General features: G+C 54.7%; 15 protein-coding genes and 1 pseudogene. 5 read left to right on the top strand and 11 right to left on the bottom strand.

The genetic code is table 11. From position 1 onward, the window contains the following. From V6N04_RS11400 to V6N04_RS11380, 5 genes and pseudogenes are all read left to right on the top strand, one after another. Nucleotides 1–112, top strand: a pseudogene (locus V6N04_RS11400) (IS5-like element ISCARN85 family transposase); the annotation flags it as partial. An 11-nt stretch (nucleotides 113–123) separates the two neighbouring features. After that, nucleotides 124–1,815 (top strand): ABC transporter transmembrane domain-containing protein, encoded by a 1,692-nt coding sequence (locus tag V6N04_RS11395; RefSeq protein ID WP_371170291.1) that lies wholly within the window; start codon nucleotides 124–126, stop codon nucleotides 1,813–1,815. 239 nt (nucleotides 1,816–2,054) lie between these two features. Further along, nucleotides 2,055–3,908 (top strand): peptidase domain-containing ABC transporter, encoded by a 1,854-nt coding sequence (locus V6N04_RS11390; protein WP_371170290.1) that lies wholly within the window; start codon nucleotides 2,055–2,057, stop codon nucleotides 3,906–3,908. After that, nucleotides 3,905–5,233: an HlyD family type I secretion periplasmic adaptor subunit gene (locus tag V6N04_RS11385; RefSeq protein ID WP_371170289.1), complete on the top strand. Its 1,329-nt coding sequence runs from the start codon at nucleotides 3,905–3,907 to the stop codon at nucleotides 5,231–5,233. Before V6N04_RS11390 ends, V6N04_RS11385 begins: the two co-directional genes overlap by 4 nt. 399 nt (nucleotides 5,234–5,632) lie before the next feature. Beyond that, complete coding sequence (locus V6N04_RS11380) at nucleotides 5,633–6,934, top strand: polysaccharide biosynthesis/export family protein (protein WP_371170288.1); 1,302 nt, start codon at nucleotides 5,633–5,635, stop codon at nucleotides 6,932–6,934. Between the two features lie 41 nt (nucleotides 6,935–6,975). Here V6N04_RS11380 and V6N04_RS11375 read toward each other — a convergent pair whose 3' ends face one another. From V6N04_RS11375 to V6N04_RS11325, 11 genes are all read right to left on the bottom strand, one after another. Next, a complete protein-coding gene (locus V6N04_RS11375; RefSeq protein ID WP_371170287.1) occupies nucleotides 6,976–9,045 on the bottom strand; it encodes a GumC family protein in 2,070 nt (689 codons plus the stop codon). Nucleotides 9,046–9,085: 40 nt separating this feature from the next. Then, nucleotides 9,086–9,745, bottom strand: a complete 660-nt coding sequence (locus tag V6N04_RS11370; protein ID WP_371170286.1) for a sugar transferase — start codon at nucleotides 9,743–9,745, stop codon at nucleotides 9,086–9,088. 141 nt (nucleotides 9,746–9,886) lie between these two features. Beyond that, nucleotides 9,887–10,279, bottom strand: a complete 393-nt coding sequence (locus tag V6N04_RS11365; RefSeq protein ID WP_371170285.1) for a hypothetical protein — start codon at nucleotides 10,277–10,279, stop codon at nucleotides 9,887–9,889. Further along, the gene (locus V6N04_RS11360) at nucleotides 10,276–11,088 is read right to left on the bottom strand and encodes a hypothetical protein (RefSeq protein WP_371170284.1); all 813 of its coding nucleotides are present in this window, start codon (nucleotides 11,086–11,088) and stop codon (nucleotides 10,276–10,278) included. The genes V6N04_RS11365 and V6N04_RS11360 overlap by 4 nt, the downstream gene beginning before the upstream one ends. Next, a complete protein-coding gene (locus V6N04_RS11355; protein WP_371170283.1) occupies nucleotides 11,088–11,354 on the bottom strand; it encodes a spike base protein, RCAP_Rcc01079 family in 267 nt (88 codons plus the stop codon). The genes V6N04_RS11360 and V6N04_RS11355 overlap by 1 nt, the downstream gene beginning before the upstream one ends. A 121-nt stretch (nucleotides 11,355–11,475) precedes the next feature. Then, entirely contained in the window at nucleotides 11,476–12,450 is a 975-nt protein-coding gene (locus tag V6N04_RS11350) for a LysR family transcriptional regulator (RefSeq protein WP_371170282.1), read from the bottom strand. Nucleotides 12,451–12,465: 15 nt separating this feature from the next. Next, nucleotides 12,466–13,512 carry an ABC transporter ATP-binding protein gene (locus tag V6N04_RS11345; RefSeq protein WP_371170281.1) on the bottom strand — a complete coding sequence of 349 codons (1,047 nt, stop codon included), beginning with the start codon at nucleotides 13,510–13,512 and terminating at the stop codon, nucleotides 12,466–12,468. Next, nucleotides 13,509–14,504, bottom strand: a complete 996-nt coding sequence (locus V6N04_RS11340; RefSeq protein ID WP_371170280.1) for an ABC transporter ATP-binding protein — start codon at nucleotides 14,502–14,504, stop codon at nucleotides 13,509–13,511. Before V6N04_RS11340 ends, V6N04_RS11345 begins: the two co-directional genes overlap by 4 nt. Nucleotides 14,505–14,508: 4 nt before the next feature. Then, the gene (locus tag V6N04_RS11335; RefSeq protein ID WP_371170279.1) at nucleotides 14,509–15,459 is read right to left on the bottom strand and encodes an ABC transporter permease; all 951 of its coding nucleotides are present in this window, start codon (nucleotides 15,457–15,459) and stop codon (nucleotides 14,509–14,511) included. Continuing rightward, entirely contained in the window at nucleotides 15,456–16,436 is a 981-nt protein-coding gene (locus V6N04_RS11330; RefSeq protein ID WP_371170278.1) for an ABC transporter permease, read from the bottom strand. The genes V6N04_RS11335 and V6N04_RS11330 overlap by 4 nt, the downstream gene beginning before the upstream one ends. Nucleotides 16,437–16,560: 124 nt before the next feature. Beyond that, a complete protein-coding gene (locus V6N04_RS11325; protein WP_371170277.1) occupies nucleotides 16,561–18,120 on the bottom strand; it encodes an ABC transporter substrate-binding protein in 1,560 nt (519 codons plus the stop codon). Between the last annotated feature and the right edge of the window lie 158 nt (nucleotides 18,121–18,278).

The raw sequence follows: 18,278 nt of genomic DNA, 5'->3' as shown, positions 1-18,278 counted from the left end.
GTTTCGAAGGCTGAAAGGATACCGGCGCATCTTCTCAAGGTTCGAAAAGCTGGACGTCATGTACCGCGCTTTCCTGAATTTCGCCCTAATCGTCGATATGATTAAGTGTTAACAGGCCCTAATATGACGCATAAAATGTGGAGGGGTCGGGACATCGGCCTTGGGATAGATGGACCGGTGCTTACGGCGTCCCTAACCCTGAACATTCTATCTTTGTTGACTCCGCTGGTGATCCTACTGATCTTCGATAGAGTCATTCCCTATGAATCGTTTCAAACGCTTACGATCCTAACACTGGTGCTGTGCATCGCCGCCGGAACGGAGCTGGTGTTACGCTGGGCCCGCTCCACCATGCTAAACATGGCGGCGGCACGTGCTGCTGTCACCAATCACATGAATTTTTTGGACTGCGTCGTTTCCGCCAATGTACGCAGGTTTGCAAAATCTCCACCGGCGGTGCATCTAGAACGGCACAGCGCCGTTGCGCGGTTGCGTGATCACTACTCGGGGCAAAATCAGGCCCTGGCGATCGACGTGCCGTTCACAGCTATGTTCATCATCATGGTGGCGTTGATCGGCGGCTGGCTTGTGCTGGTTCCGCTGGGATGCCTCCTGACCGTTCTAATATTTGCATTCTCGATGAAGAGGGCACAAGCGTCAATTTTCGATACCCGCAAATCCCTCGATGAACGGCGTTACGCCTTCCTGTCCGAGGTCTTGTCGAAAATCGTAACGGTCAAGTCCAACACGATGGAACGGCAAATGACCCGTCGATTCGAACTGTTGCAGGATCAAACCGTAACCACTAGCCGTAGGCTGATTCTGTTCACAGGGCTTGCTCAGAGCTTTGGTTCGCTGATCTCACAACTGTCGATCGCGGCCGTAGGCCTGTTCGGATCCTACCTCGTAATACTGGGGCTCATCGGGATCGCAGAACTTGCTGCATGTATGATGTTGAATGGCCGGATTATCCAACCCCTTACCCGGCTCGTCACATTGTGGGTTCAGGCCGAAAGCATCGCTGTTTCACGCCGCAAATTGGGTAAGATGGACAGTTTGAAAGACCATTCGGACAAATCGCGCCCTGCGCAGAAAATGCGTGGCAGTATTGTGTTTCGAAACACCGTTCTGTCGAGCACCACGGACACTGTGCCGGTCTCGGCTACGATCGAAGCTGGCACAACAGTATTGGTCGACACGGCGCTTGACTGGGCTATGCCCGCATTAGTTGATGCGATCACTGGCCAAATCGCACCCAAAGGCGGCTCCATCTTAATCGATGGGTTGATGGCGGCCGATCGGATCTCAGAACGTGGCCCATCTGCGCTGGTGGTTCTGGAACGATCACCCGCGATTTTCTCTGGCACGGTCCTTGATAATATCAGCGCTTTTGGCGACGCTCAACAGATCGAGCGCGCGAAGCATTTCGCGAAATTACTGGGGCTCGAACGGCGAATTTTCCGGCTGCCCGCGGGATATCTGACGCAGCTTAACAACAACGTGTTCGAGAAAGACCATGCCAACCGACAGTTGATCGCATTGGTACGTGCCATTGCTATGCAGCCTAAAATCCTGCTGATGAATGAACCAACCAGTGTCCTCGAAACACCCGAGCGTGAGGCGCTTAGTGCTTGCTTGGCAAGCTTGTCCCCGCGACCAACGATCCTGATCTCCAGCCCTGATCCCCGCATGAAGAGACTGGCCGAGAAGCGCCTTGCATTAGTATCTGCACATGACGCGGCCAATGCTGCGTGGATCGCAGATGTAGACGCAGATGCGCCCGCCAAACACAATTTTCAAAGAGGTGCAGCATGACAAGTGTGAATACACAACACGCAAATACGCTGCTGCAAAACCTACTCTTAGCAGGTGGATGGCGTAGCAGCGATACCGCGATTCTTGAAGCACTGCCGCATATGTCGCGGGAACTTAGCCCGGCAGAGCTTCACAGGACGATCCGTAACCTGCGCATTCCATTCTCAGAAATACGATGCTGCGAGACCAGGATTAGTGCAGCGGAATGTCCTGCACTTGTTATCCCGGATGATGGGTCGATGTACATCGCGCTCGAACGCCACGACGGCGGACTGTTGACTGTGAGTGCTGGCAAAGCGGATCGCCAAACCCGCATTCCGACAAGGCGTATGGTCCACGTCCTCAGAATCGAACAACATCTTCGCCAACGTGCCGAGCAGCGACCGACGAGTGTGGCCGAGATACTGGCAGCACTGCGCCCAATGCTACCCTGGTTGCTTGTTGCCTCGTTCCTATCAAACGTTCTTGGTCTTTTGACCCCACTCTTAATAATGGGAATCTACGATCGTGTGATCCCGACGGGATCAATTGACCTGTTAATCTCCCTAGTAATTGGTGTCTGTGTTATCCTCGCAACCGATTTTAGCTTTCGCCACGCGCGATCCCTCGCGCTGGCATATGTCGGGCGAAACGTAGAATATACTTTGACGACTGCATTGTTTCGCAAGCTAATGGCGCTGCCTTTGCAGGTGATGCAAAAATCAGAAGTTGATCAGCAGTTATCGCGGTTTCGGCAATTTGAATCGTTGCGCGATGTATTCACCGGGCAGGTCATGAGCAGCCTTCTCGACCTACCATTTGCGCTAATTTTCCTCTCGATATTGCTGTATCTGTCTCCTCAAGTCGGTATCTTGACCCTTGGCGTCGCGGTATTTTTTGTTGTCTTCAGCAGTTTCGTTATTCCGGCGCAACGGCGTCTCGACACCCTTTCGGCAGAAGCCAACGCATCCAGCCGTACATTACTAAACGATGCCGTTCTAAATCAAAGAGCCTTGCTCAACTTAGGCCTCGCAGATATCTGGCGAACACGCAGCACGCCGTTAGTCGAAGAGGCGGAATACGCGACACGTCGCGCTCGCCAGTTCCAAAGTACCACGCAATCGTTTGCGCAAACCATTACTGCATTGGCGACCGTCGGTGCAATTGTGCTGAGCGCACGCGCAGCACTGTCTGGCGATCTCAGTTTCGGTGGACTGATCGCCGTCATTGCGTTGGTATCGAAAGTCATGGCCCCGTTGCTTGCACTACATGCCAACACGCTGCAAATCCTTACGTTCCTGCAAAGCAAAACGCAGGCCGACCGCGTGCTGGCCCTTAAAGAGGAATTCGAGCTGGGGCAGGCCACCTCTCACCAGAAGACTTTGCAAGGCGCTGTTCGCTTCTCAGCTGTGACCTTCCGACCCGACCCGCTAACCAACCCAATCCTGAACCAGGTGAGCTTCTCCAGCAAGTCCCGGGAAATCGTTGTTGTGATGGGCAGTGACCTCGCGGGCCGCACGGCGTTGCTTGATCTAATAGGGGGGCTCTATGTTCCTCAGGCCGGAACCATTGAGCACGATGGCATCGACATTCGACAGATCGCTTGTGATGAATTGCGCAGATCAATCACCACTGCAGGTCAGGACAGCAGTTTGTTTTACGGCACACTGGTTCAAAATTTTAGACTTGCTGCGCCTACCCTTACCGAGGCGGAGATGGCTAGGGCTCTCGCGCATGTCGGCGTGCCGGACGAAATTGACGGCCTACCCGACGGATTACACAGTCGGCTCCGCGACGATGCCGCCAGCCTATTGCCCGAACACACGCTCAAGGCCCTGACTATTGCCCGCAGCATCGCGCGCGCTGCGCCGATTTACCTCTTTTCCGAACCAACCAGCGGCTTGAATAATCAGGGGCGCACGGGCTTCAAAGCTTGGCTAGCGCAACAAAAAGGCCACCAGACGATATTTGTGGCGACGTCTGACCGGTCATTCCTCCAACTCGCTGATCGCTATGTGTTCTTGGATAATGGGCGGCTGACCGTGAACGATACGGGCGATCAGGGCCTAAAGAAAATCACTGTGGCACTGCAAAACCTCGAGGACCGGGCATGAGAACGCGCATTCTTTCACGAAACGAAAAAGGTGCGATTGCACGGGCAAAAGAAGCGGACCTTGCCAGGAAACCGCGACTGGCCGCACGCATCGCCCTTAGTTTGTTCGCGATGACCGTAGGCTTGATCCTACTGGCGGCGAAAACTCAAGTGCCAAACATTACCCGCGCACCGGGAACGATTCTTCCATATGGCAACTATTATCAAGTCGAAACTCTGGAAGGTGGCGTCGTGATTGCCATTCATGTTGTGGAAGGGCAGATCGTCGAAGCGGGTGCGCCGCTTGTCGAATTAGATCAGCCCGATATACGGCGTCGCAATGCCACCCTGCGCATACAACATGACGAGCAGCAAGCTCGGCTTATGAATCTGATTGCTTTGCGTATGGTGCTAGCGGCTTCGGCCCCTCCTACGGAAAACTCCGTCGCGGACTTGCGCGAGGCCGGTTACAACGATTCCGCAGATAAGCTTCAACTCCACATCGAAACTCAGAAAATCAAAACCCAAGCTATTGAACGACAAACGGAAACCATAGATATCCTCAACGCGGCGCTGACCTTCAACGAGGAGAGGGTTGCCGCAAAAATGGCCCAGCTTCAGGAAGCTCAAATCCTTTACGACAAAGGCCTCACGACCGTGCGCGAATATCAAGTTGAGGATGACCAGCTCAACGATCAACGGCAACGAGCCAATGACGCACGTGTCGAACTGGCAAAAGCCCGAAATCAAGTGGCTCTCGCGGTGGCCGACCGTCAGGATTCGCAACTGGCGTTGCAAGAGGACGTTCTGGAAGATCTGCTAGCTACGCGTAAAAATCTGATGGATCTGGCAGCCGAACTAGCTGCCATAGATGCCCGTCTCGCTGACTTGTCCATTGTCGCGCCAGAAGCTGGCATAGTCCAATCCGTTGCACTGCCCAATCTTGGCGAAGTAATAGAACCTGGCGAGACATTGTTTGAATTGGTGCCCCAACAGCGCGGCCTTGTAATCGAAGCGCGCATACCCGCCGACGATATTGGTCACGTCGACACCACGCAGCCAGTTTCGATCAGCGTCGACACGTTCGATCCGCGCCGTTTCGGCCAACTTAATGGCCACTTGCTGTCGCTCTCTCCTGTGCCGCTGACGGACGAGGCAACAGGTGAGCAGTACTTTCGCGCAGCCATTGCCCTCGAAAGTACGCGGGTCGGGCAGAGCGGAATGAAACGACAGCTGCGTACTGGAATGACCGTAGTCGCCGAGATTGTCACCGGGGAACAGACCATGCTTGCCTATTTCCTCAAACCCATCGACTCCACCTTGAACCGATCTTTTCGCGAGCGTTGAATATCTTACTGTCCAAGGGCTAAGGAACGAAAGTTAGGTTCTTGAGAAGCTAGGCGGACGGCCATCCGTCAACCTGGCATAGGCATCGGAAGACAATTCCTCGCGCAGGACCAGAATACAACAAGCTTGGCACCGATAAGTAAGAAAGGGCGGGCGACCGCCCGTCAGGACTGCGGATCGTAGTTGCGACGGTATTCCGCTGTAATATTGCAACATCTATGGTTCCAGATACGCCAATAAACAACTATAGGTTACTTATTTGAATCAATATGCAATCTTTATGTGCATAGATGTTGCGGACCGACCTCGGACGGGTGCGCAGACAGGAGGATAAAGTTGCACATCACAGCTCTCCGTGCGGTTCTTTTTGGAACAAGTTTACTTATCGCTGGATGCGGGGTGACCTACAACAGCCCCACCGTCCAAAGCCAAGCGGCGGGTTTTGATGTAACCGTCGTTCGCCTAACGGCAAAGTCAGTACAAACGGCCAACACCGCGCCTTATCAACCAATGACGCTCCCCGATGTGTTTCGCACGGCTGCGTCAGCGTCAGGACCGCGCGGAGCCGGGCCCCTACCGGCACCACCGCCCGCTCCGCAACGCGCACCCAAACCCATAGTCAAAAACCTTCCTGCACAGATCTTATCTCCTAGATATAAAATCGGTGTCGGAGATGTCGTCGTTCTGGTCACAAAGGGCACCGCGTCGACCATCGAAGGGCTGGGTGATCTGCTAGCAGCACAAACACAGAAACAGGGCTTCTCGGTTCGTGACAACGGTACGATCGCTTTGCCGGATATCGGACAAGTTCAGGTTGGCGGATTGACACTTGAGGACGCCGAAACCGCGGTCTTCCAAGCGCTCGTCGCGCATGAAATTGATCCCGCATTTAGCCTCGAGATCGCCGAGTTCAACTCGCAACATATCGCGGTTGGCGGTCAGGTCGGGAGGTCCGGCTTGGTACCAATCACCCTTAAACCCACGCGGCTTGGCGACGTACTTGCACAGTCCGGTGGCATCTTAGCAGAGGACCCGGACACGACTTCTGTGACCCTCTATCGCGGGGACAAGCGGTATCAAGTGGCCACATCTGATCTGCGGTCGGACCCAAATGTTCGCAATCTGAACCTGCTGCCCGATGATGTGATTTATGTCGACGACGGATACAGCTTGGAGCGCGCGACCCGGTTCTACGATCAACAAATTGCTGCAATCGGCATGAAACGCAACGCGCGCCTTCAGGCTTTGACCGAGTTGGACACCGAACTAACGTTACAGCGCGCGACGTTGGACGAACGACGCGCCAATTTCGTTGCCCGTCAAGAGTTTGGCGCTGAGAAGCGCGACTATGTGTATCTGGTTGGAGAGGTGCAATCTCAGGGCCGCGTCGCCCTTCCTTACGGCCGACATGCCAGCTTGGCAGACGTTCTGTATGATGAAGGCGGCTTCAACACGAAGACCGGTGACCCCGCGCAAATCTATGTGATACGACCCGACAACGGCAAAGAAGCAACCAATGTCACTGCTTGGCACCTGAACGCGACAAATGTGGTCAATTTGACGTTGGCGACACGTATGCAGATGCGACCGAACGACATTGTATTCATCGAAGAGCAGCCAATCACAAAATGGTCACGCGCCTTCGAACAAGCTTTCCCGATCCTGATCAACAAAGGGGTGAACGGGGACAGCACACCTTAGATGATCTTAGCACACAGAATCTGACAGCCCGGCGGCAACCTCTAGACGGTGTCGTAATAGGCTCTGCCGAACCCGGAATAGGCCTCGTTCGTACCCTCATCGCCATATCGCGCCAATTTCTTAGGTTTGATCTGCGACAAGACCATCCCGGTGACCGGGGACCCAACAAGATCGAACTGTTTCAATCCAGCTTCGACCTGTCGACGTGTGGTTTGGTCCCATGCGACGGAAAAGATGATCGCATCCACATATCGCGAGATGACCCGCGCATCAGGAACGACCAGCACAGGCGGGCTGTCGATGATGACAACATCATAATGCAACCGCGACCGCGCGATTAGGTCACTGAACTGCCGCGATGCGAATACATCCGCAGCGCTGGCGGTCGTAGGGGCACCCAACAATACATCCGCGCCCAACGACGGAATATGCTGTACAACCGATGCCAGATCAGCGCCGTCCATCAACGCAGCCACCACGCCCGCTGTATGGTCGGTTGAAAAATAGCTGCTCAGCGTTCGGCGCCGCATATCCCCATCGATCAACAAAACCTGCTTGCCCATAGCCGAGAAGTTCTGTGCCAACGCAATCGCGTGGGACGTTTTTCCCTCGCCCGGTACGGCAGAGGCCGACAAGATGACCTGCGGCGGACGGTCGGGATGGGACATTAGCAACGATGTACGTAGATTTCGCACCGCTTCCGATACCGCAGATGTTGGATGAGTGGCCAAAAAGGGCAAAAGTCGCGAGCGGTCTTTCACAGGAAAGGCGGGCAGTTGGCCCAGCACGGGTTTGTTAGTCACCTGTTCCAGCTCATCAGCCGTGCGAAACCCGGCATGAACGAATTTTCGTACCAGTACATAAACACCCGCGACAAGCACACCTACTGCTGCCGCGACCAACAGCACCATAGCAAGCGATGCAGACTGATCCCGGCCAACTACCGCGGGCGACAATACTCGGGCATTCGCCTGCTGAAGGCCCCGCAAAGTGCTTGCCTCGCGCAGGCGGGCAAGAAGCGTCTCGTATAGTACACGAGTGGCCTGCGCTTCGCGTTCAAGCTGTTGCAAAACACCGAGGTTAACACCCTGCGCGTCAAGCTTGGTGTTCAGCTCCTTCACAGATCGCAACAATACCTGTGCCTGCTGGTCCAACCGACTTTGCTGCAATTTCAGGTCGGCCTCCATGGCATCCAACTGTGTTTCGATTGCAGGTGAATATCCTTCATTGTCCGCCGCGCTCAACAGTTGCTCAAGTGCCCGGTTCCCGGTCATGGCCGCAATCTGAGGAAACTTGCCCGCCTCACGTAGGGCTTGAACGCCCTGAAGCTCGCTGGCGTTTGCATTCACGCGCTCGGTGATATCCGCCAGTCGCGTACGTGTATCCTGTAATCGCGTGGCCATTAAAGACAAATCAGCGGACGCCGTTACCTCCGTCTTGGACCGAAGCTGCGCGATCTCACGCTCCTGCTCCGATAGTGCTTGCCTTAAGGTCCCGACCCGCTCTGACAACCATGTCTCGGCTGTTTGTGCGGCCGCGTATTTGGTAGCAATCTGCTCTTCAACATAGATGCGGGTCAATGCATTGGCCATCTGAACCGCTTTCTCAGGCACTTTTGAGGTTGCTGTCACAGTGACGATTTGGCTGTTGCGTTGCTCGCGCGCCGATATCGCAGACTGAACATTCTGGACGACTTGGTTCAATCGTTGGGCTGAACTGGCCGTTGGCGACGGATTGAATTCTGTATCCTGATCTAGGCCGAGCTGCTCAACCAGTTTTAGTACCAGCCCGCGTGACTGTAGGATGTGAAGTTCCGTGTTCAGTTGGGACATATCAACCGAAGATGAAGTCTGTCCCGCGCCTGCGATTTCAGACACGAGGTCGTCTTGCTGCTGTAGCACCATGGTCGCAGTCGCGGCATACCGCGGTTGCGCCAAAGCGAAGTAATAAACCGCCCCGAGCAGCATGCCGATCGCCATCGCCAACCAGATCAACCTCCGCCCACGCCAAAGAGCCAGCCAAATTTGCACCGGTTCAATATCCTTGGGGAACCCACCGCGTTGGTTCGGAACCCTGTCAAATGGGCCATCCAGACCGCCTGCTATCGTCATTCTTACCTCTTGTTACCCGTTAATGCGTTCCAAAATAGGATCAACGCCCCGACCGAGAAATGATGGTGATAAGCGTGCGCCAGAAGATCCAAAGCTCGAACCGAATGCTACGATTAGCGATGTAATGTAAATCCGCCTGAACCTTGCGCGCAGTTTCATCCGCGCCCTCAACATATCCAATTTCGGTCTGAGCAAATCCGCTAATCCCGGGCAGCACGGAATGCCGCTCTTCATAACCGGGCACCACGTTCAGGTACGTCTCTGCATGCTGATAGCAATCGGGGCGCGGGCCGATCAGGCTCATCTCACCGCGAAGAACATTGATGATCTGCGGAAGCTCGTCGATCCGGCTTTGGCGCAGGAAGGCCCCAAGCACCGTGATACGATCATGCTCCAGCGGTTCATCCGCCTGCCTTTGTCGCGTCGCCGGTGTCATTGAGCGGAATTTATACGCCAAGAACGGCACGCAATGCTTGCCCATACGCGGTTGCACGAACAAAAGCGGGCCAGGGTTAACACTGCGATTTACCATCATCAGGGCCAGCGCGGCAGTGCAAAGAAGTGGCAGCAAGAATAGACAAATAAGAATGTCAAAGGCGCGTTTACAAATATCGAAATAGAAGTCCGGCGTGTTGGATATCTGTTCCCGCGGCGTTTCCAGCCGGGCAATTTGACCTGAAGTCGATCCGAAGTCATACATGAGAATCCTCATGGTTGTATATATTTGACTCCACCACACCTCATGGTTGTTAACACAGTTTATGTAAATTGCAAACTAATTAGACTCTCGACGGCTTCCGCGCCTCTGCCCCCAGTATGAAACGGGGGCAGATCAGAGCAGTTAATCTTCGACCGGTACAGGCGTCAGGCCCAACAGAGGGATCGCCAATCCCGCATCCAGCCCGATCACCGCCACCAACTTTTCCGGTGTCAGCGTCGGGAATGGACCCGGCATTTCCGGCGTCCAGACTTCAAGCGCCATCTGGGCACGAGTTGCCGACGCGATGTCAGCATTTGGCGCATGAGTGGGCGCTAACAGTTCCGACGTGGCAACCTGCGGGAAGTGCGCGCTTGCCAATAGCGACGCCAACGCATAGCGCGCTCCATCAGCGTCCTCCCACATAGCGCCCTGAAATGTCTGAACATCGGCCGAAGAATATCCAAGGCACAAGGCGAATTGATTGGCATCTGCGATCCGGCTCTCGGGACAGGCAATTGTAATCCTAAGGGTCATAGCGTCACCCCAATCCGGTCCGCCATCCATTGTTCCAGCATATCAAGCTGGATTGTGTCCGGCTGGGCAGCCTGCGATGCCCACACCTGAAGGCCGAACAAACGGAAAGCGCCTGGAATACTGCCGGTCACCTTCCCCAATCCGATCCGCAAAGGCTGTGACGCGACCGACTGAGTGGTCAGCAACTGAGCGGTATCGATCACCGGCACCCCATCCATCCTGACGGTCACATGACTGGGCACCGCTCTCAGAGACACCACATGCCGTGCATGCCCACCCCAGATCGACGGCGACGCCAGATTGCTTGCGGAAACCCCGTTCTGTGACATGCGGCTGTAATATTGTAAGCGATCAATATTGGGACGCGCACCGATAGACATGCCGTTGGTACTGGTCTTGCTGATCTCAGCTACATTGACCCGCGATGTGCCCGAGGTCGAAAGCATCTGATACCCAAGCACCATGGTGATCGGGTTCTCGACATCAAAAATATCGGCAGTTTTCATCGCGTCGTCGACGCCGTCCATCTCGATCCAGTGATCCGTACCATCGGTACGATAGGTCGGGCGCGCGGCGCTGATGGCTTGACTCAAATCGTTACCAGCATCGGACAGATCTTGCCAAAGGCCGATCGGTTGCCCATCTGCCGACGCGCTTAGGAAACCAGCTGGATCCTGAAACATGGTCTCAGACCGCCATGGATCGAAGAAGGCTGACGGCGACAATGCCAGTGGTGAAAACGGTGCCGATCCTGACCCCGCTTGCCGGCGCATCGCAAGCGCCGGAATATCGTAGCCCAACCCCATCATCAGACAAGCACGAAGGCGTGGATGCCGCTTGCTGTGGTGCCCGTGGCGAGCACCCGGCTAACGCCAACAGGTAAGATCGCATTATCCCCCACGACGACGACCCGGCTTTGACCAGCGACCGAGGTGAACGCGACGGCACCGCCGGTTTCGACATAAAGCGCGACGGCGACATCGTTTAGGTCGGCTGCATCCGACGGAGTCACCGGCGCCATATCGGTGGCGGGTCCGCGCAGCGAAAGCGAGCGGTTTTCAAAAGGGTTGGTCATCATTGGCTCCTGACATGTTCACACGATGATCGCCGCTTGGCCGCATGGCTCAAAGCAGTCACGGGATGTCAGAGTCCTAGGTAAGAGTACTTAACGCAGAGGAACCGCGGCGCGCGGTCAATTACGCTTTGTTAACCATGTTTCCACATTGATTGCCCGGGAATGGGATCGCGTTATCAGCTTTGGCCTGTTGGCTTGTCAAAAGCTCCTGCCATAGCCCACCCAGCGTGCTTTTGGTGTTCTTTGGATCACGATATATACGGATTTCCAAATCCGTTGCGAGCCGTTCGTCAACAACAGCAAGCTTGCCTTCAGCTAATTCGGCCTCACATAGACTCAGTGGAAGCCATCCGATTCCAAACCCCTCCAGAATCATAGCTTTTACGCTGTTGGCCAGGGCATTTTGATTCACTACGAGCATCTTTTGCGGCGTAATCACCTGCTCAAGAACAAACTCCTGAACTGCACGCAACGCAGATACCGCACCATAGGACAACAGCGGCATCGCCTCTTTGCTGCCGGCCTTGAAAGTATACTGCGCGCTGCCATCAACCCGGGCACGCGACACCGGCACAAACCTGTCATGAGACAGCGTAAGATACTCGAAATTGGCAACTTCCAGCGGCCCAAGAAAATCCATCGACGGGTGCCAGTAGGTCAAAATGACGTCGCAATAGCTTTGCTGAAGCGCGCTGACAAACTGATCCGCCGCCCAAGACGTCGAATTCAAGTCTGTATCCACTCCGCCTTTGCTGGCCAGTGGCGCAATTAAGTCCTTGTAGTGCGTCATATAAAGCGACTGAGACGTCGCAAATCGGATTACGTTCTCGCTCGCTGCATCGATCGTTTGGCAGCGTTCGATCGTTTCCTCGTAAGTCCTGAGCATGATCCGGGCCTGCGACAGAAACACCTCGCCCGCAGGCGTCAAAGCCAAGGGCAGAGTTTCACGATTGATCAACCGCACCCCTATTTCGGTTTCCAAGGCGCGAATCCGGCGCGAAAACGCGGGTTGGCTCACGTTACGTTCTTCGGCTGCGCGCGAGAAATTCTTGCACGCCACCAAAGCTTCAAAATCTCTGAGCCAAATTATATCCAACGACGCGGGTCCGTATCAGGTGCCGACCACCTCATCATCCAACCGGTCTTCTTCAACGGCGTGACATGCGACCATGCTTCCGTCGGGCTGGTGAATGGCTTTCGGCTTTTCACTACTACATCTGTTGTTCGCAAACGCACAGCGGCTTTGGAAGGGGCACCCCTGCGGCAGGTTGATCGGCGTCGGTATCTCACCTTTCAGGCGGATATGGTTCGGCCGGTCATCCTTCAGCTGCGGCACTGCAGACAACAAGGCCCGAGTATAAGGGTGTTTCGGGTTCGAGAACAAGGTGGCCGTATCCGCGACCTCACACACCGACCCCAGATACAGTACGGCGACCCGTGTTCCGAAATGTTCGACCACGCTCAAATCGTGGGTAATGAACAGATAGGTTAGACCGCGGCTTTCCTTGGCCTCGAGCATCAGGTTCAAAACCTGCGCTTGGATCGAAACATCCAGCGCGCTGATCGGCTCATCAGCAATGATGAACTCGGGGTCAACCGTCAGCGCACGCGCAATCGCAATCCGCTGCCTTTGCCCACCCGAAAACTCATGCGGATAACGCTTTGCCCAACTCGGGTCTACGCCCACAGACATCATGACCTCAGTCACCTTATCGCGAACCTCCGCCGCCGAGAAGGATGGGTTGTGGTGCCGTACGGGTTCTTCCAAGGCTTGCAAAATCGTCATGCGCGGGTTTAGCGACGCATAGGGGTTCTGAAAGATCATCTGGATTTTGTTACGCAGTGGCTGCATCTCGGACCGCGAAAGATTGTCAATCCGTGAGCCGTCGTAGTGAATCTCTCCATTGGTCGGCGAAAGCAGGCCTGCAACCAAGCGGGCGACGGTAGATTTTCCACACCCACTTTCACCCACAACACATAGCGCCTCGCCGCGATTTACGTCTAGCGATACGTTGTTTACGGCATGCACCGCACGCGTCTCACGCGTGATTTTGCCTTTGCGAAACTTGATCGTCTCTAGCCAACCCTGATCAAGGTCAAATTTCTTTTCCAGACCTCTGATCTCGACCAACGGGTTCAGCGCGTTCATATCTTTCATGCGTTCTGCTCCTGTCGCTCTTCTTCAGACTGCAAGCGCTGCACCTCATGGCATGCTACCGCGACTTCACCATATTGCGTGATTTCTGGCAGCCGCGTACGACAGAGATCACTCGCGTACTCGCATCGAGGATTGAATGGGCATCCGGGGGGAATGTTCGTGAGCGATGGCATATTTCCCGGAATTTGCCGAAGCTTTTGACCTGGCAAAGTTTGTTGCGGCAGCGCATTGATCAGCCCCTGTGTATAGGGATGCTGTGGATCGTTGATAATTTCGCGTGTGCGGCCCGCTTCGATAATGCGGCCCGCATACATCACAAGTGTGCGTTCGGTCATCTGGCTGACAACGCCAAGGTCGTGAGTGATCAGGATCAACCCCACTTTGTTGGACTGACACAACTCAAGCAGCAGCTCCATAATGTCCGCTTGAATGGTCACGTCCAGCGCGGTCGTTGGCTCATCTGCGATAATCAGCTGCGGGTCCAGCAGCAACGCGATTGCGATGATGATCCGCTGGCGCATCCCGCCGGACAACTCATGAGGATATTGTTCCAGCCGTTCCTCTGGTGACGGAATATAGACCTCGCGCAGCTTTACGATAGAGATCTGACGCGCTTCCTCACGGCTCAGCTTTCGGTGTGCTATCAGGGTCTCGACCATCTGTTGACCGATCGTCAAAACCGGGTTCAGCGTCACCATCGGGTCCTGAAATATCATCGCCATCTTGTCGCCGCGCACCTGTCGCAGACGTTTATCACTCATCTGCACGACGTCTTCGCCGTCAAACAGAATCTCTCCACGATCCACGAAACCTGGACGGCTGATCAAATTCATCAGCGAGAATCCGGTGATCGACTTACCGGCCCCGCTTTCACCGACGATACCCACGCGTTCGCCCTTGGCGACGTCAAACGATATTCCGTCCAACGCGGTTACGGTTTCGTCCCGCATCGCAAATTTAACGGTCAAATCTCGAACTGAGAGCAATGACATCGCGTTATCCCTTATAGAGTTTCGGGTTCAGGACATCGCGCATCCAATCGCCCAGCAAGTTGATAACCAGCACCAGTACGACCAGCACGACACCTGGAATTGCGGTAATCCACCAACTGCCAGAAAAAATGTAATCGAAACCAGATGAGATCAGCGACCCCAGAGAAGGTTGGCTGGGTGGCATACCTAGGCCAAGGAAGCTAAGCGAAGCCTCCGAAATGATCGCATTGGCAACCTGCACGGTTGAAATCACAAAGATCGGCGATAGTGAATTGGGAAGGATATGGCGCACCATGATCCGCATGGGGCCGAACCCCAGCACCCTTGCACTGTCCACATATTCTTTCTTTTTCTCGGCCAGTACGGTTGCCCGCACAGTACGGGCATATTGCGGCCACTCGGCCACGCCAATCACTGCGATCAAGAAGAACACGGCATAACGGTTGAATGTCTCGGATCCGAACATCGCCTGCGTGACGGCCAAAAAGATGATCGCGACCATCAAGGTCGAAAATGACAGTTGGATATCTGCCATGCGCATCAGAAGGTTATCGAGGCGCCCACCGACATAGCCCGCAATCAGTCCGATAGAGATACCGAGGAACGCCTGCAACGCCACGGCGCAAATTCCAATCAGCAATGACAGTCGTGTTCCGTAAAGTATTGTTGACCAAAGATCGCGGCCCTGATCATCGGTGCCCAGCATGAACTCAGGCAAAGAGCCGTTAATCCAGACAGGTGGGTATTCGGAATTCATGATGTCGATTTGCGCCGGATCATACGGGTTATACGGTGCGATCAAGGGCGCGCAGAATGCGGCAAGCGCGATCAATAAAAAGATAACAAGGCTGACCACAGCAATCGGATTGCGGCGGAAACTGTACCCCATATTGGAGTTCCAGATCTTCGACCACCGCGAAGGTTCCATGTTGGGTGAGATTGTTTCGGTACTCATGCGCCCATCCTCGCGATGTTCACTGTCGGGTTCACAAGACCGTAGATCAGATCGACAATCGTGTTGGTGACAACAAAGATAAAGCCAACAATGATCAGGTAGGCAACGATCAGTGGCGTGTCGACGCGGTTCACTGCCTCAAGGAACATGAAGCCCATACCCGGCCACTGGAACACCGTCTCGGTCAGGATTGTGAAGGCCACCATAGTTCCGATCTGAACGCCACCGACCGTGATAACTGGCAGCAACGTGTTCTTAAGTGCGTGAATGAAATAGATGCGGCGCGGCTGAATTCCTTTGGCAACTGCGTATTTTACATATTCGGATTGCAGCACTTCCATCATCTCGGCCCGGATCAAGCGAATGAACAAAGGCAGCATTATAGATGCCAGTGCGATCGACGGCAAAATGATGTGCATCCAACCGTCGCCGGTCAGAAAGTTCGTCTCCCAATAGCCCCAAACCTGCACGACGTCTCCGCGTCCAAAGGATGGGAACCAGCCCAACGTAACCGAAAACACATAGATCATGATAATTGCGGTCAGAAATACCGGAACCGAAATCCCGACGATCGACAGCCCCATGATAATACGAGACAGGATCGTGTCAGGTTTGATCGCGGTATAAACACCCAATGGCACCGATAGCCCGACGATGATCAAGGTTGCCCCAAAGACCAGCTCAAGCGTTGCGGGTAGCTTCTTGAGAATGACGTCGAGCGCGGGCTCCTTGAAGAAGTATGATGTTCCCAAATCACCGTGCAGCGCGTTACCTGCAAACCGCAGATACTGCGTCATGAAGCTGTCATTCAGCCCCAATTCATCGCGTAACTGCTGGCGCACTTCCTCGGACACGGACTGACCAACCAGCTCACGCAGTGGGTCGCCCAGATTGCCTTGGATGGCAAACGCGATCAACGAGATGACAAACATCACCGCAATCGCCTGAAACACTCGCTTCACGAGATAGGCAAACATCGGATTAACCTTATTCGATAGAGGGGCGTTGCGTAGGGCAGAAAAGGGGCAGCCCGTCAGCCCAAGTCACACGCAACAAGAATGCAGACCGGGCCAGCGTCACACGCCAGCCCGGTCGCTTCGATTAGTTCTCGACGACGAGGTCACCGAAATATGGGAAGTTCAAAGCATTCACGATCTCACCAGAGTTCATGCCAGCTTTCGAACCCCAAGCCAGGTTCTGCCAATGCAGCGGAATGAACGCAGCTTCTTCGTACAGAATGCCTTCAAGCTTCTTCAATGCTTCTGCACGCTTGGCCTGATCGGTTTCCGTATTCGACGCGTTCATCAGATCGTCAGCCATCGCGTTGCAATAAGCACCCGAGTTGTACTGACCGTTACCGGTAGCCTCATCGGGACAGGCCGACAGGAACTGGTGGAAGTTAGCCGAATCTTCGGTATCCGCATGCCAGCCGATCATCATCATGTCTGCTGCGCGCTCGTCAAACTTGGGCCAGTATTGCGCTTTTGGCATCGTCTGCAGGTCAACTTTGATGTTGATCTGCGACAGCATCGAAGCCACAGCCTGAGCGATCTTGTCATCGTTCACGTAGCGGTTGTTCGGCGCCATCATGGTGATCGAGAAACCATCAGCATATCCAGCCTCAGCCATCAGTGCTTTTGCCTTCTCAAGGTCATAACGCGGTGCCAGCGAAGGATCGTGGCCAAGATAGCCAGCGGGCGACGCTTGTGCGCCAACGGTGCCGAAGCCACGCATGATGCGGTCAACGATACCGGCGTTGTTCACGGCATAGTCGATAGCCTTGCGAACACGCGGGTCCTTGAACGCTTCAACACGATCCTGGTTCATTTGGAAGGTGATGATACGTGTGCCGGGCATTGTGATCAGATCAACGCCATCAGCGTCAGCCACACGTTGCAGATCGGTTGGCGGAACAGGCGCAATGAAGTCAACGTCGCCCGACAGAAGTGCCGCCACACGGGTTGGATCTTCTTTGATCGGGGTCAGGATAATTTCATCCACGTTGCCCTTGCTGTCTTTGTCCCAGTAATCGGCAAAGCGATCGAAAACGACTTTTACGCCCTGCTCACGCTCGGTGATTGTGTAAGGACCGGTGCCAGAGACGTTGCGCGATGCAAAGCTGTCGCCATGCTTCACGATTTCGGATTTGTCTTTTCCGTCATCGGTGGTGCCGGTGTAGTATTCGCTGTCCATCGGGAAGATGTACGTCGCGGTGTGCAGCACGAGCGGATAAGGCTCAGAAGTTTTCAGATCAAAAGTCAGATCATCAACCACTTCCACGTCTGTGAATTGCGAGAAGATGCCTTTGAAGTCATCACTTTCTTTCAAGCGATCAAAGGTCCAGTCTACATCCTTGGCGGTCAGCGGGTTGCCCGAGTGGAACTTCACTCCATCACGCAACTTGAAGCGCATCGTGGTGTCGTCAATCTGCTCCCAGCTTTCAGCAAGGCGCGGTTCGAACTGAAGGTCCTGCGTCCAGCGCACCAGCGGGTCAAAGACCATGTGCGACAGTTGCAACGTACCGCCCGAAAGCTGTTCATGCGGGTCCAGCGATACCGGGTCTGCGTCATAAGCGACGCGGACGGTATTTTCGGCATATGCTGCCGTCGCCATTGTCGCCACAACGGCCGCAGCCGTCAGGCTTCTGACAAATTTCGTCATTGAGTTACTCCCCTGTGTTTGTGTCGAAGACGCTAGCCTCGGCTCATACAAAAGCGCAAATGCCGATATCGAATAGCGTATGCAGAGGACGCATGACGGGCGCTCCGGCTTATAAAACATAGGGTCTACACAGGTGTCAGCGCAGTGGTCTGCCACGC

This window comes from Aliiroseovarius conchicola (assembly GCF_041403445.1).
Taxonomy (GTDB): Bacteria; Pseudomonadota; Alphaproteobacteria; order Rhodobacterales; family Rhodobacteraceae; genus Aliiroseovarius; species Aliiroseovarius conchicola.
This window is presented reverse-complemented; position numbering and strand designations above follow the sequence as displayed.